General features: G+C 42.2%; 14 protein-coding genes. 7 read left to right on the plus strand and 7 right to left on the minus strand.

Features of this window, described 5'->3' with window-relative positions:
* The first annotated feature begins 874 nt into the window (after nt 1-874).
* From HZY94_RS05890 to HZY94_RS05900, 3 genes are read left to right on the plus strand one after another with little or no spacing between them, the layout of a single operon-like run.
* Entirely contained in the window at nt 875-1,354 is a 480-nt protein-coding gene (locus HZY94_RS05890; RefSeq protein WP_218925727.1) for a stage II sporulation protein M, read from the plus strand.
* Entirely contained in the window at nt 1,354-1,956 is a 603-nt protein-coding gene (locus HZY94_RS05895) for an ATP-binding cassette domain-containing protein (RefSeq protein ID WP_179925415.1), read from the plus strand. Before HZY94_RS05890 ends, HZY94_RS05895 begins: the two co-directional genes overlap by 1 nt.
* Nucleotides 1,943-2,431: a hypothetical protein gene (locus HZY94_RS05900; RefSeq protein WP_179925416.1), complete on the plus strand. Its 489-nt coding sequence runs from the start codon at nt 1,943-1,945 to the stop codon at nt 2,429-2,431. Before HZY94_RS05895 ends, HZY94_RS05900 begins: the two co-directional genes overlap by 14 nt.
* A gap of 606 nt (nt 2,432-3,037) precedes the next feature.
* Here HZY94_RS05900 and rnjA read toward each other — a convergent pair.
* The gene (rnjA, locus tag HZY94_RS05905) at nt 3,038-4,723 is read right to left on the minus strand and encodes a ribonuclease J1 (RefSeq protein ID WP_179925417.1); all 1,686 of its coding nucleotides are present in this window, start codon (nt 4,721-4,723) and stop codon (nt 3,038-3,040) included.
* On the minus strand, nt 4,720-4,956 hold the full coding sequence (locus HZY94_RS05910; RefSeq protein WP_160332398.1) for a DNA-dependent RNA polymerase subunit epsilon: 237 nt from the start codon (nt 4,954-4,956) through the stop codon (nt 4,720-4,722). The genes rnjA and HZY94_RS05910 overlap by 4 nt, the downstream gene beginning before the upstream one ends.
* Nucleotides 4,957-5,155: 199 nt before the next feature.
* Here HZY94_RS05910 and tsaB point away from each other — a divergent pair, with 199 nt between their 5' ends.
* The 3 genes from tsaB to tsaD are packed head-to-tail and all read left to right on the plus strand — an operon-like array spanning nt 5,156 to nt 7,258.
* Entirely contained in the window at nt 5,156-5,842 is a 687-nt protein-coding gene (tsaB, locus tag HZY94_RS05915) for a tRNA (adenosine(37)-N6)-threonylcarbamoyltransferase complex dimerization subunit type 1 TsaB (RefSeq protein WP_179925418.1), read from the plus strand.
* Entirely contained in the window at nt 5,839-6,273 is a 435-nt protein-coding gene (gene rimI / locus HZY94_RS05920; protein ID WP_160332400.1) for a ribosomal protein S18-alanine N-acetyltransferase, read from the plus strand. Before tsaB ends, rimI begins: the two co-directional genes overlap by 4 nt.
* Nucleotides 6,245-7,258, plus strand: a complete 1,014-nt coding sequence (gene tsaD / locus HZY94_RS05925; protein WP_179925419.1) for a tRNA (adenosine(37)-N6)-threonylcarbamoyltransferase complex transferase subunit TsaD — start codon at nt 6,245-6,247, stop codon at nt 7,256-7,258. The genes rimI and tsaD overlap by 29 nt, the downstream gene beginning before the upstream one ends.
* A 50-nt stretch (nt 7,259-7,308) precedes the next feature.
* Here the strand turns inward: tsaD and HZY94_RS05930 are convergent, their stop codons facing one another.
* Nucleotides 7,309-8,490: an NAD(P)/FAD-dependent oxidoreductase gene (locus HZY94_RS05930; RefSeq protein ID WP_179925420.1), complete on the minus strand. Its 1,182-nt coding sequence runs from the start codon at nt 8,488-8,490 to the stop codon at nt 7,309-7,311.
* A 112-nt stretch (nt 8,491-8,602) separates the two neighbouring features.
* Here HZY94_RS05930 and HZY94_RS05935 point away from each other — a divergent pair, with 112 nt between their 5' ends.
* On the plus strand, nt 8,603-9,097 hold the full coding sequence (locus tag HZY94_RS05935) for a DUF536 domain-containing protein (protein ID WP_160332403.1): 495 nt from the start codon (nt 8,603-8,605) through the stop codon (nt 9,095-9,097).
* Between the two features lie 282 nt (nt 9,098-9,379).
* On the opposite strand, the gene HZY94_RS05940 is transcribed toward HZY94_RS05935, so the two are convergent.
* The 4 genes from HZY94_RS05940 to HZY94_RS05955 all read right to left on the minus strand — a co-directional run bounded on the left by HZY94_RS05940 (nt 9,380) and on the right by HZY94_RS05955 (nt 13,197).
* The gene (locus tag HZY94_RS05940; RefSeq protein WP_179925421.1) at nt 9,380-10,408 is read right to left on the minus strand and encodes a sensor histidine kinase; all 1,029 of its coding nucleotides are present in this window, start codon (nt 10,406-10,408) and stop codon (nt 9,380-9,382) included.
* A 1-nt stretch (nt 10,409) separates the two neighbouring features.
* Nucleotides 10,410-11,096 carry a response regulator transcription factor gene (locus tag HZY94_RS05945; protein ID WP_160332405.1) on the minus strand — a complete coding sequence of 229 codons (687 nt, stop codon included), beginning with the start codon at nt 11,094-11,096 and terminating at the stop codon, nt 10,410-10,412.
* 107 nt (nt 11,097-11,203) lie between these two features.
* On the minus strand, nt 11,204-12,685 hold the full coding sequence (locus HZY94_RS05950; RefSeq protein ID WP_179925422.1) for an SSURE domain-containing protein: 1,482 nt from the start codon (nt 12,683-12,685) through the stop codon (nt 11,204-11,206).
* A gap of 212 nt (nt 12,686-12,897) precedes the next feature.
* On the minus strand, nt 12,898-13,197 hold the full coding sequence (locus tag HZY94_RS05955) for a YbaB/EbfC family nucleoid-associated protein (protein WP_179924048.1): 300 nt from the start codon (nt 13,195-13,197) through the stop codon (nt 12,898-12,900).
* Nucleotides 13,198-13,417: the final 220 nt, after the last annotated feature.

A 13,417-nucleotide genomic window follows, 5' to 3' on the forward strand; every position in this document is an offset into this window, starting at 1 on the left:
ATGATTCTCCTAATGTTGGTTTGGTCACTATTCATTATAGGTCATATGGGGCTTTTTTTGTACCTCAAAAAGCCCTATAATCCCTATTTTGGGTCGTTACCCACTATAGAAATTATAGAGCCTTTTTAATTTACTTCTGATTAAGCAGCATATTAGTGGATATCAAAGGTTTGTCTTCCTGTTTACATTGTTTTCAATTATTGCAATAAGTTTTCTGAATAGCAAAATATTGATTTTATGTTTTTTAATTTCTGCTATTCTGTGTTATTTTATAAATATAAATCTATTTAAATTTTCTTTCAGTATTGATAGAGAATTTAGTAGCAAATCTCCTCTGCTTAGCATTGCTGATAGTAATCATTTTTTTCTCTTTAATGTAGTTTGGAAACAAATATATGTTATATCTAATAACAGGATTCTTTGGATGTTGGCTAGTTTTCTAACTGGAGTCGTTGTGAACCATTTATTTGCTAATGATTTTGCAAGTCTATTTATATATGGAGCTATGTTAGAATTTGAGTTACAACTTGATGAAAAGTATAAATATTTGTATAAGTTTCAACCTAAATTCTATTTTTTAAAGAATGGAGAGCTTCGTTTCTTTGAGCGATTTATCATATCTTATAATTTTTTATATAGTGTGACTCTGTTGTTTTATATGATTTTGTTTGCAATAGGTTCGAACATCCATTTGAGTAAACTGATTCTATATGTACTCTTATTGATAATACTAAGTGGAATATATTATAGAATTGAAGAACGAATGTATATTAAGGCAAAGAAATTGAATAGCTTTACATTTCAATATCTTGTGTTTACTTTATTATCTATTGTAATTCTATTTGTTAATTTGTTATAGAAAGGACTATTTGTTATGAGCATTTCAGTAAAACAGTTTTACATATGGGTTGTTGGGTGGACAATTTTCTTGGTTTTACTGATAATATTTATGCAAAACACTAACTTTCAAGATAACATTGAGAATCTAGTGATTGAAAAAAGAAAAACATTTATTGAAATTCTTGTAAATAACTCAAATAATTTTTTGATGTATGTTATTTATTTTCCAATAAGTGTTTTTTTATTATTATTTGATCTGATCACTATAGGAGTAGCATCTTCAATAGCATTAGATATCTATGGGGTTTCAAAAACTCTATCTCTGTTACCTCACGCGATTTTAGAATATCCTAATCTATTGTTTTATAGTTTTCTATCATTTGCTTTGTTTATGGAGGTTATTAAAAATCCTAGAATATCTACAATCAAAAAATTTTTTTCTGCTAATTATAGATATTATTTAATCAGCTATCTGATACTGATTATTTCCGCTTTTATTGAGGGGAGTATTTGATGAAATTTATTCAATTATCTAAATTTTATAAAGTTGTTAGTGATAAGTTTGTGCTGAAATGTAAATCCTTAAAGATTGTACCAGGAATTTATCAGATAAGAGGCGAAAATGGTTCAGGTAAGAGTATTTTTTTAAAGTATTTGATTCAATTAATTTCTTCCAGTGACTCAATGGTTCAAAGTAACTGTAAAAAAATCCTATATCTAACAAATGAAGAAATTACATTTCCTAATTTAACTGTAAAAGAAAATCTAATGTTATCTTATTTTTTATTTAAAATAAAGGATTCAATTAATACAGAGTTGATACCTGAGGAACATTTAGAAACATTATGTAAAAATGCCTCATTGGGAACTAGGCAAAAAGTTGGTCTTAGTCTAGCCATGGTTGGAAATTTTTGGGATCTAATCATATTAGATGAAGCGTTTTCGAATTTGGATTCAAATACTATGTATAAATTTTTAAATTCAATCGACGAGAGAGTACATGAAGGTACGATTGTGTTATTTGTAGAACATCAGGTAGATTTCTCTGACTATAGTTGCTTTAAAAATTTGAAGAGCATCTATGTGAGGCAAGGAGATATTTATGAAGCAAGATAAACTAATTTATTTGATATTTGGAACTTACTTAATTAGCTTTTTACTCTTGGTTTTTGATTACAGTTCGTCTAATACACTTTTAAGTACACAACTGAATTTGGTTCAGAAAGAACTAGGAATTTCATCAATTAAACTTACAATTCTAGTTTTTTTAATATCTGTAATCTATTCTATAATTGTTTTATTGATTTACTATAAAGTTTGTGAATTTGTTGCTCTCAAGTTTGATGAGTCCCAAAATTACAATAATGAAATGCTTTTAGTATCGATTATGATAAGTGAAAGCATATGTTATGTTACAGCTTTGTTTTTATTTGGATTTGTGGATCTGTATATAATGAAACTAGTTATTCCAGTATTAGGATTAACAATATTAGCCCTATTATTAAGGGGTAAATATTCTTCAAAGTATACGTTGGTGGTTTTGGCTGTTCGTTTCTTTTTTTACCTTACTAATTTCTTTATATTTATTTAGGTTTAGAAATTTGAGGGAGATTGTATATGAAGAAGTCTAAAATAATTATTATATTACTAATATTATCTGTTATAGCAACTAGTTATCGCATTTATGAAAGTTTTTTTAAAACATTGAAGTTAGTCGATATACCATCCACGGGAGATTCTGTGATTGATTTAATGTTGAATGAAAGTAAGAGATTTTTATATCAAAAATTTTTATTTCAACAAGATTTTGTTAATAAAATAATTGTTATATTCTTGATTCTATTGCTTATATTGAGCTTGCTATGTTATATAAAAGATAAGTTCAACATTTTTTATATAGCATATACTGCATATATATTGCTAAGTTTCTTTAAATCAATTTATTATTTTCTGAATGTTAGGAAAATAATTGATAGGTTAACTTTCCCTGATAATAGGAATTTTACGAATGCAGGTTTAAAAATTAGTTTTAATTTTTCTGTTTTTCTAACTGTTCTTTATTTAGGAATTATTTTTTACTATTTCTATAAGGGTTCTAGAAGGTCTACTGATGATATTTAAAATAAAATCAAAACAAGACTCTGATCGTTAGGTGTAAATCCAATGATCAGAGTCTGTTTCACTTTACAAAATCGTTTTAGTTTTTATCCTCATCGGGGGTTAAAACCATGGGGATAATAATCGGTTCACGTTCAGTGTTTTCATAGAGGAAGGGCCGTAGGGCGTTAACAATCGCTCCATTAACGGATTGGATGCTGGCCTCTTTGTTTTTCAAGGCGATGCGAATAGCGTTGAACAGAATCCGCTGGCTTTGGCGAATCAGATCACCAGATTCCCGCATGTAGATAAAGCCGCGGCTGAGGATGTCTGGTCCTGCGAGAATCATCTTGCTCTTGAAATCAACAGTTGCGACGGCTAGGACGACCCCATCTTGAGATAGGTCTTTGCGGTCGCGGAGAACAGCTGCCCCGATTTCACCAATGCGGTTTCCGTCGACGTAGATGTCCTGGGCATTAAAATGTCCTGCGATGCGGGCTGAATCCGCTGTTAGGGCGAGGACATCACCGTTTTTCATGATGAAAACATTGTCCTTTTCGACACCAGTGTCAATGGCTAGCTGGGCATGGATTTTTTGCATGCGGTACTCACCATGCACGGGCATAAAGTATTTTGGCTTGATCAAGCGTAGCATAAGCTTTTGCTCCTGCTGGCCGCCGTGTCCGGAGGTATGGATGTTATTAATTTTTCCATGAACAACATCAACACCGGCTTCAATAATTTTATTAATCAATTTATTGACGCTGGTTGTATTTCCAGGAATTGGGCTGGATGAGAAGATAACGGTGTCTCCGGGTTGGAGTTGTACTTGGCGGTGGGTTCCGTTGGCAATCCGGGAGAGGGCGGCCATGGACTCACCTTGGCTACCGGTACACATAATAAGAACCTCATGGGCTGCATATTCCTTGATCTCATTTGGTTCAATAAAGGTGCCTTTAGGAACCTTGATATAGCCCAGTTCAATCCCGTTAGCAATGGCTTTCTCCATGGAACGACCGAAAACGACAATCTTGCGACCGGTCTTGACAGCAGCTTCAGCTGCTTGCTGGAGACGGAAAATATTGGAAGCAAAGGAGGCGAAGATAATCCGGCCTTCAATGTTCTCAATAATTTTCATGATGGATTGACCGACCACTTTTTCGGAATTGGTAAAGGTTGGGATCTCCGCATTGGTCGAGTCAGATAATAGGACCAAAACGCCAGATTCGCCAATCGCCGCCATCCGGTGGAGGTCAGCGGGTTCTCCGACTGGGGTGAAGTCAAACTTAAAGTCCCCGGTACAGACAATCTTCCCTTGAGGAGTATGGATAACAATCCCTAGGGGCTCTGGAATCGAGTGGGTGGTGCGGAAGAAGGTGGCTTTGAGGTGTTTGAAGGGCAGCTCACTGTTGTGGTTGATTTCAAACAGTTTAGCATCCCGCAAGAGTCCGTGCTCTTCTAGCTTTCCACGGATGAGGGCCAAGGCTAAGGGTCCAGCATAGATAGGAATATTGGCTTGTTTGAGCAGGAAGGGGATGCCGCCAATATGGTCTTCGTGACCATGGGTAATGAGCAGTCCCTTCACACGGTCGATATTGTCGACGATATAGGAATAGTCGGGAATGACATAATCAATTCCCAAAAGATCATCTTCTGGGAATTTGATGCCGGCATCCACGATCAGGATTTCATCCTGGTATTCAATCCCATAGGTATTTTTTCCGATCTCACCGAGACCACCGATGGCGAAAACCCCAACCTCCTCTTTTTTTAGTTGGTAGCTCATGATGGGAACTCCGTTAATGCGAAGTTCGCGTTTTCCTTCTCATAAGCCAAGTGATTTTCGGACAAGGCTTCGATTAATTCGATGTTGTAGTTGGTGTTGTTTTCAACCAGCTGACGAGCCTGGATGCGACCTTCTAATTCAGTTTGAGCATCAATCTCGAGGTAGAGGGAACGTGTTGTTTCACGACGTGGGCTCCGGTCTTTTGTTTCTTGATAATAAACTTTAAAAATCATAAAATTCCTTTCTAGTTATTGCGCATATTCATGAGAAAAGGAAGGAGGGGGACTTTGATAAATCCGGCTCCTTCCTCTTTATACTCTTTCTCTTTTTGAATTGGAAGTAGTATTAGAATCGCTAAATTTTCTTTCGTTGCAATAATGCTGATTATATCATAAAATAAAAGGGATAATCAAGTAAGGACAGTAGAATCAGATGAAAGTTTTATCCTTAGACACCTCCAATCAGGCCTTATCCGTTGCTCTTCTAGAAGAGGGGAAAATGGTCGGGCAAGTGACCCTGGCCTTGAAGAAAAATCACAGCATCACCTTGATGCCCACCATCGATTATCTCTGCCAAGCCTGTGACTGGAAACCGACGGATTTGGAGCGGATTTATGTGGCCTATGGACCTGGGTCTTATACCGGGGTACGGATTGCCGTAACCACTGCCAAGGTTCTGGCCCAGACCCTGGGAGCAGAACTGGTGGCTGTTTCAAGTCTGCGGGCCTTGGTACCAGCTGATGTGACGGGTCCTGTTGTAGCCTTGATGGATGCCCGTCGCCAGCATGTCTATGCGGGCTTTTACCAGGATGGGGAAGTTCTGCAGCCAGAGGGTTACTATGCCTTGGACAAGGTCTTGGAGTTGATGACGGCTCAAGCTTCGGTGACCTTTGTGGGCGAAGTGGCGGCCTTTGAAGCGACGATCCTGGAAGCCTTGCCGCAAGCTAAAATCTTGCCGACCTTGCCGGATGCCCTTGTGCTGGCTCAGATATCCAAGGAGTTGCCAGTGGAGCCTCATGCTCTGGTTCCCAACTACCTCAAGCGGGTGGAGGCAGAGGAGCAATGGTTGATGAAGCAGGACTCGGTTGATGCCGGAGAGTCCTATATTCAGCGTGTATGAGTCCCTTAACCAGTCAAGAGGTCTATAGCTTTCTGAGTCAGGTCTATCCCAGTGGCTCCCCTTGGACGGAGGCTATGATTGCCCGTGATTTGGAGCGGGAGGATACCCATTTTTGGACGGTTTATCAGGGGGCGGTGCTGGCAGCCCTTTGTGTCGTCCAAGACTTGGCTGGGGAGCAGGAGATTTTGCAGCTAGGAGTCTTGCCAGCCTATCGAGGTCAGGGCTTGGCGCGTGATCTGTTGTTGTCGCTCCCCGGTGGAGAGCCCTATTTTTTAGAAGTAAGAGAATCGAATCAGGCTGCTCGCAGACTCTATGAATCGATTGGATTTGTGGAGTTGGGACGGCGGCCCAATTATTATCAGAATCCCAAGGAGGATGCTGTTTTAATGAAGGGAGACTTGCATGGACGAGAAGATCATTCTGGCCTTTGAGACATCTTGTGATGAGACCAGTGTTGCAGTTTTGAAGAAGGGGCAGCTGGTCTCGAATGTAATTGCTAGCCAGATTGAGAGTCACAAGCGGTTTGGTGGTGTAGTGCCCGAGGTGGCCAGTCGCCATCATGTGGAAGTGATTACGGCCTGTATCGAGGAGGCCTTGCAGGAGGCTGAGGTTAAGGCTGGGGACGTTGATGCTGTTGCGGTGACTTATGGACCAGGCCTAGTCGGAGCTCTTCTAGTTGGCCTGTCAGCCGCCAAAGCCTTTGCCTGGTCCCACAACCTCCCCTTGATTCCCGTTAACCACATGGCGGGCCACCTGATGGCAGCTCAGGACCAGGCGGAGCTCAAGTTTCCGCTGATGGCTCTACTGGTCAGTGGTGGCCACACCGAGCTGGTGTATGTCAAGGAGCCGGGCGATTACCGCATCGTCGGTGAAACCCGAGACGATGCGGTCGGCGAAGCCTATGACAAAGTTGGCCGTGTCATGGGGCTGACCTATCCCGCTGGTCGTGAGCTTGACCAATTGGCCCATCAAGGCCAGGATGTCTACAATTTTCCTAGAGCCATGCTGGGGGAGGACAATCTTGAGTTTTCCTTCTCAGGCCTAAAATCAGCCTTTATCAATCTCCATCACAATGCCCAACAAAAAGAAGAAGAGCTGAATCAGGCAGATTTAGCGACCTCTTTCCAAACGGCTGTGCTCGATATCCTTCTTGGGAAAACCAAGAAAGCCCTAGAGCGCTACCCCGTTGAGATGTTGGTCGTTGCAGGTGGGGTTGCTGCCAATCAAGGCCTCCGCCAACGCCTGGCCGAGGAGATTACAGACATCCCCGTCGTGATCCCTCCCCTACGCCTCTGTGGCGACAATGCTGGCATGATTGCCTATGCCAGTGTCAGCGAGTGGAACAAAAAGAACCTGGCAGGCTTGGACCTCAATGCTAAGCCTAGTTTAGCCTTTCCGAGCATGGGTGACCTCTAAAGTCTAGCATCAAAAAACCAGCTCCGTTCAAGAGCTGGTTTTTCTGAAAATTAGTCATAAGAAATGGAAGAGCCAGCTACCCAGCCGGAGGCGAGGGCGCTGGTGATGTTGAATCCACCTGTGTGGGCGTTGATATCCATAACCTCGCCGGCAAAGTGGAGGCCAGGAACCAATTTGCTTTCCAGGGTTTTGGGGTTGATTTCCTTCAAGTCCACACCACCCTTGGTCACAAAGGATTTGGCTAGGGACATTTTTCCGGTGACAGGAATCTGGAGGCCTTTAACCGTGGTTAAGAGGTGTTCCAGGTCTGCTTTGAGGATTTGCTTGATTGGTAGGTCGGCCAAGTCTTTCAGGAGAAAGAGGGCCAACCGCTCGGGGAGGAGTCCTTTAAAGACCGTTTTAGCTTGTTTGTCGCGGTTGGCTTCCAGCAGTTTAGCCAAGTCTGCCTGGGAATGATCCGGTAGCAGGTCCAGTTCCAGTCTTTCGCCGCCCTTAATAAAGGAGGACATCCGGAGCGCTGCGGGACCAGATAGCCCAAAGTGGGTAAAGAGCAGGTCATGGCGAATCTCGCGTTTGCCTAGCTTTAGGGTCACCTCGTCCAGGGAAATTCCCTGAAGTTCCTTATGAGGGAAGTCGGTGAGGATTGGACTTTCGGCAGCTTCCAGGTCCGTAATGTGGTGGTGGAAGTGCCGGGCAATCTCATGGCCAAAGCCAGTGGAGCCTGTTGACGGATAAGATTTGCCCCCGGTTGTGACAATCAAACGCTGGCAGGTCCACTCCTGGTCGGCAGACCTCAGGTGGAAGTAGTCGTCCTTTTTCTTGACCGCCACAATTTCCGTCTGGGTCAGAATGCTGGCCCCCAGTGTTTTGATTTTTTTCTCCAAGGCCTCAATGATGGTCCGCGACTTATCGCTTTTAGGAAAGACTCGCCCATGATCCTCGACCTTTAAGGCCACTCCCTCTTCTTCAAAAAAACGAATAATGTCGTGGTTGTCAAATTGGGAAAAGACGCTGTACAAAAAACGGCCATTGCCAGGAATGTTGGCGATAAGATCGTCTAAGGTCCCGTTATTGGTCACATTGCAGCGGCCGCCGCCAGTCCCAGCCAGCTTTTTACCCAGCCGCCGGTTCTTCTCAATCAGGAGGGTCTGCTGCCCATAATAGGCACTGGCAATTGTAGCCATCATGCCAGCAGGCCCACCACCTAATATAATAGTTTCAAAATGCTTCATACTGCCATTGTATCATAGGTCTCCAGAAACTTCAGATTATTTGACAGTCTAGGAGTGATGTGTTAAGATTTAGATACCAAAAAAGAAAAAGTAAAAGTACAATGAGGGTATTATGGCAATTGAGAAAACAGTACGGGAAATTGCTGAAATTGTAGGGGTCACTCGTCAAGCCGTCAATGATCGTATTAAAACTCTCCCACCTGAGGATTTATCCAAGAATGAGAAAGGAGTGACGGTTGTTACCAGGAGTGGCTTAATCAAGCTAGAAAATCACTACAAAACATCTATCTTCGAAGACGAGCCAATCAGCGAAGATGCCAAGGAAAAAGAAATCCTACAAATCTTGGTAGACGAGAAAAACGAAGAGATTACACGCCAGGAGAAGGAAATCGAACGCTTGCATGAGCAACTCAAATCCAAGGACCAACAACTCCGCACCAAGGATGACCAGATTGCAGAGAAAGACAAGCAACTCGACCAGCAACAACAACTGACCCTGATGGCCATGAATGACAAGGATAGTTTGAAACTAGAGCTAGATGCTGCGAAAAAGCAGGTAGAAGAACAGACCCATAAGGGTTTTTGGGCACGATTATTTGGACAATAAGAAAAATGAGGTTAGAAACATACTGAACCTCATTTTTTGGTGCTTTTTAGAAACAGACCTTGCTGACATAGTCTTTTAGTTTCTATTTTATTACTGTGATAGCTCGTCTTGCTGTACTTCAGTACTGTCTGCGACTTGTTGCCTCGTACTAAGAGTAAACTAAAAGACTATAAAAATCATGTTTGTGTCGACTCCAAATCAAAGCTAATCAAAAATTTCAGAGTGACAGCAGCTAATAAAAGGCAGTACTTTCCGAGGTATTGGTTTGAAAGAATAGACAAACTAAAAGCTTGTATCGGGTTGAAACTGGATATGAAGTCTAAAAGTAGATCCCTGCCCTTCTTGGCTGTTTACTAGGATATTTCCCCCTAGTTGTTGGGCTAGTTCCTGGGCAATGTAGAGGCCTAAGCCGTGCCCGCCTGTGTGGGGATTCCGAGAATTTTCTAGGCGGTAGAAGCGTTTGAAGATATGGGGTATTTCCTCGGTTGGAATTCCTGCTCCTTGATCGGTAATGGCAATTGTTAGGTGATCGAGGGTGGTCTCTCCTTCAATAGTGAGGGGAGATCCTGGAGGAGAGTATTTGAGGGCATTTTGTATTAGATTGTCTAAAATTCGATAGAGTTTCTGAGGGTGGCTCTGAATGGAAGCGGACTCAGGTGTAACTTGAATCCGAACGTCTCGACTTTCTTGTTCTATTTGCAATCGGTGCTCGGCTAAAACATCCAAAATCAGTTTATCCAAATAGACTGTCTCTGCTTGCCTAGGCTGATGTTGAAATGCTTCGACCTCGAAGGATAGATCGTCTAATTTTTCAACTAAGTGATTCAAACGCTTGGTTTGTTGAAGCATGGTTTGGAGGTAGTGAAGAATCTCATCTTCTTGGATAATTCCATCGAAAATCCCCTCGATACTGGCTTGAATGGAGGTAATAGGTGTTTTGATATCGTGCGCTAGTTGAGCAATCATGACAGCTTTTTCCTGCTCGCTTTCTTGTAAATCTTGGGCCATCGTGTTGAAGCTGTCCCCCAATTGTTGGAATTCCAAAGGAGCAGTAATGTTGACTTCTTTTTGGAAGTGGCCTGTGGAAAGAGTCTGCATTTTTTCAATAAGAAGTTGGAGTGAGGAGAGGACTTTCTGGCTAATAAGAAGACTGGGAATCAGACCTAGTAGGCTAGCTAAGGCGACAATGCTCATGATAAAGCCGATTTCTTTTTGATCAATGAGCATATAGCTAATTCCCGTAAATACGCCTAGGAGGGTAATGATAAGGGTAATGAGGGGGCCAATTAGTAAATACATTTTTAAACGCATGCTAGTCCTCCAATTTGTAGCCTAATCCCCAAACGGTAGTGATTTTTGGAGTCAATGGGGTACTGTATTTAGCTAAATCTTGTCTGAGAGCGTGGATATGGACATTGAGTGTATTGGTATCTTGGAGATAGTCTTCATCCCAGATTTTTTCATAGAGTTCAGACTTGGAAAAGACTCGTTGCTTTTGACTGGCCAAAAGCCATAGAAGGTTAAATGCCTTATTGGTCAAGTCTAGGCTATGTTGGTTAACCTGGGCTTCACGTCTGGTGTGGTTGAGCATTAAGTCCCCGATTTGAATGCTGTCTGAAGGATCTGTTTTGCCATAAATCCGCTTTAGGATATTGGTAACTCGTAAGACGAGCTCTCGTGGACTAAAGGGCTTGGTGATGAAGTCGTCTGCCCCAATACTAAGCGAGTAGATTTTATCCATTTCGGCCATTTTAGCTGTGATAAAAAGAAAGCCTTGATCTTCTTTGTCCTGCAACACTTCAGAAATAAAATCATACCCATCCATTTCGGGCATCATGATGTCGCTAATAATGAGATCGATTGGATGCTGCCGATAAAGTTTGAGTGCTTCCTGTCCGTTGTTGGCTGTGTGAACCTGATAGCCTGCTTGTATGAGGTAGCGCCGATTAATGTCGATAATCTGAGGTTCATCGTCGACTAAGAGGATTGTGTAGTTCATGAGGATCCTTTCTAGAGTGTCGGGAAATAAATATTGAAAAAGTGCTATACTTATTTTTAGTATAACACTTTTCGATATCATTCTTGAAAGGCAGCTTTTCTCTAAGATTAGTCTTCTTTTTTAGGATGTTTCATCAGTCCTAGGCCTGCAAAAAGGCTTAAAAGTCCCATGAGTCCCAGAGTAGCCGATTCTTTGTGTCCCGTTTCTGGTAGTTTTTTTACCTTAGAAGAGGTCATGGATTTCATGGGCATAGGATGGTCCGTAGACATAGACATGGAAGTTGCGGCTTGCTTCATCATCGGAGCTCCCTTGTCCATTTTCATTTGTTCCATCTTACTCTGATTCATTCGATCCATTTGTGGTTTATCGGACATATCCATTTTTTCCTTGGCTGCCAAGGAAAGCTGGACTTCTTTTTGAGCTAAGACTAGATTCATATCGCTCTTTCCATCTGTGGATCCGTACAGGACAATGGTTCCACTGACCATATTTGTTTGATTTTTTTGGAGAAAAGCAAGAAGGTCTTTCCCCATCAACCCTTTACCGGCTCCAGATAAGGCAAAGGTATAGAAATATTTTCCAGTCGGTAAGTTGTGGGCGATGGTTAAGGTCGGATGCATAGCAGATCCATTGTGAGACCACGGTGCCTTGTCAGCTGCTTTAAGAAGAAGGCGTGTCAGCATCCCATCGCCTCCAAAGGCTTCAAGAGGGATTACCTGGTTTACTCCAGCTAAGAAAGGTCCATCGACATTTGCGTGTTCCAGATAGTCGAGTGGTAGCTGAACGTGCTCTTTCGTATTGTTTTGGAGAAACTTACGGAAATCGTCTGGAGTGAGAACAGGATGGAAGCTGAGTTGAACCTGTTGACTGGCAATGATGTTGCTCAAGTCAGCCATTCCGTTGGTGGAACCATAGACGGTCACACGACCTTGGTAGTTTCTATTTGGGTTCATTTGGAGCTCTTTCAGCAGCTCAGCTCCCATTTTATTTTTGACTTCCCCATCTAAATCAAAGGAGTAAAAATAGTGATTAGCTGCCAGCTTATTGACAGGAGCCAGTGCAGGGTGCATAGCAGTCCCATTATCAGACCAAGGAGCGGCGTCTGAGGACTGCAGTAAAAGTCGCGTTAACATGCCGTCGCCACCGAAGGCCTCATAAGGAATAACTTGGTTGACACCTGCTGTAAAGGGACCGGGATGGTTGGCTGCTTTGAGGTAGGTCTCTGGTACTGAGACTTCTTGCTTGATAGCCGAGGTAACAGAGGTGGCCACCTCAGACTCACTAGCCATGTCGGTTACAGGAGGATTGTTTAGAGGCATGGTAACTTCTGTTTCAACAGGAACTTTCGGTTGAACTGCGGAGGAAACGCTCTGGTCAGCCTTAGGTTCTTCAAAATGAGCTGAAGCGACTTCTTGTTTTTCAGTAGACTGGCTAATGGTTTCCATTCCAGGAGTTAGTTCATCCGCTTGTACTTGAGGAGCTTGCCCTAATAGAAAAAAAGCGCCATTGGCAACGACGACCGACACCAATCCAACTTTAGCACGACGGAGAGACCAGGTTTTAAAGTCCTTTTTACTTGCTTGAGACATAGGTTATGTACCTCTTTTCTTTTAATTCTATAGTTAGTATAGAATACTTGTCTTAAGCAATTGTAAGCTCTTTCTTAAATAATTCTTAATTGTTGCGTCTTTTTCCAAAATAAAAATAGGTTGGGCTTAAGTTCCAACCTATTTGTTTTGGGAAGCTATAATTTTTTACGTTTGCGTTTTGTAAGCAGGCTTCCTGTTCTGTTGCTCCAGGATTAAAACGGTAACTTCCCGGCAAGGGCTCCCATGGTTTTTTGGGTTTCCTGGTCGATTTTTTCGAGAGCTTTATTGACGGCTTGAGCTGTCATGTCTGCAAGAGTTTCGAGGTCGTCTGGATCGACAACGGCAGGGTTGAAAGTGATAGCTTTCACCTTACGGTCTCCGGAGAGGGTGGCTGTGACCAAGTCTTGGGCAGAAGCACCGGTGAAGTCTTTAGCGGCTAGCTCAGCTTGTTTTTTCTCCATGTCTTTCTGCATTTTTTGAGCTTGCTTCATAATATTTTGCATATTCATCATAAGTGTTATTCTTCCTTTCTGATCAAGGGACTTCCCTTGGGGTGTGGAGAGTGTCTGTTAAGCTTCGATTGGACTTAGAGGAAGCTTTTCATCACTGTTTCAATTATAGCACGATTTTAGGTCTAGTGATAGAATGACTGTGCTTCCAATTTCCCAAAAAACTGCCCAAGGACCAGTCAACTCTTTTGGACTACGAGTAAGTTGGTTGGTCTTTTGTCTA

It is taken from the genome of Streptococcus danieliae (assembly GCF_013415245.1).
In the GTDB taxonomy this organism is placed as follows: domain Bacteria; phylum Bacillota; class Bacilli; order Lactobacillales; family Streptococcaceae; genus Streptococcus; species Streptococcus danieliae_A.

What these genes read in the sequence shown, in the direction of transcription:
- tsaD (WP_179925419.1), top strand. Translation starts at nt 6,245, where the DNA reads ATGGACGAGAAGATCATTCTGGCCTTTGAGACATCTTGTGATGAGACC.
- HZY94_RS05890 (WP_218925727.1), top strand. Translation starts at nt 875, where the DNA reads ATGAGCATTTCAGTAAAACAGTTTTACATATGGGTTGTTGGGTGGACA.
- HZY94_RS05930 (WP_179925420.1), bottom strand. Translation starts at nt 8,490, where the DNA reads ATGAAGCATTTTGAAACTATTATATTAGGTGGTGGGCCTGCTGGCATG.
- HZY94_RS05950 (WP_179925422.1), bottom strand. Translation starts at nt 12,685, where the DNA reads ATGTCTCAAGCAAGTAAAAAGGACTTTAAAACCTGGTCTCTCCGTCGT.
- rimI (WP_160332400.1), top strand. Translation starts at nt 5,839, where the DNA reads ATGAGTCCCTTAACCAGTCAAGAGGTCTATAGCTTTCTGAGTCAGGTC.
- HZY94_RS05935 (WP_160332403.1), top strand. Translation starts at nt 8,603, where the DNA reads ATGGCAATTGAGAAAACAGTACGGGAAATTGCTGAAATTGTAGGGGTC.
- HZY94_RS05895 (WP_179925415.1), top strand. Translation starts at nt 1,354, where the DNA reads ATGAAATTTATTCAATTATCTAAATTTTATAAAGTTGTTAGTGATAAG.
- HZY94_RS05900 (WP_179925416.1), top strand. Translation starts at nt 1,943, where the DNA reads ATGAAGCAAGATAAACTAATTTATTTGATATTTGGAACTTACTTAATT.
- HZY94_RS05910 (WP_160332398.1), bottom strand. Translation starts at nt 4,956, where the DNA reads ATGATTTTTAAAGTTTATTATCAAGAAACAAAAGACCGGAGCCCACGT.
- HZY94_RS05940 (WP_179925421.1), bottom strand. Translation starts at nt 10,408, where the DNA reads ATGCGTTTAAAAATGTATTTACTAATTGGCCCCCTCATTACCCTTATC.
- tsaB (WP_179925418.1), top strand. Translation starts at nt 5,156, where the DNA reads ATGAAAGTTTTATCCTTAGACACCTCCAATCAGGCCTTATCCGTTGCT.
- rnjA (WP_179925417.1), bottom strand. Translation starts at nt 4,723, where the DNA reads ATGAGCTACCAACTAAAAAAAGAGGAGGTTGGGGTTTTCGCCATCGGT.
- HZY94_RS05945 (WP_160332405.1), bottom strand. Translation starts at nt 11,096, where the DNA reads ATGAACTACACAATCCTCTTAGTCGACGATGAACCTCAGATTATCGAC.
- HZY94_RS05955 (WP_179924048.1), bottom strand. Translation starts at nt 13,197, where the DNA reads ATGATGAATATGCAAAATATTATGAAGCAAGCTCAAAAAATGCAGAAA.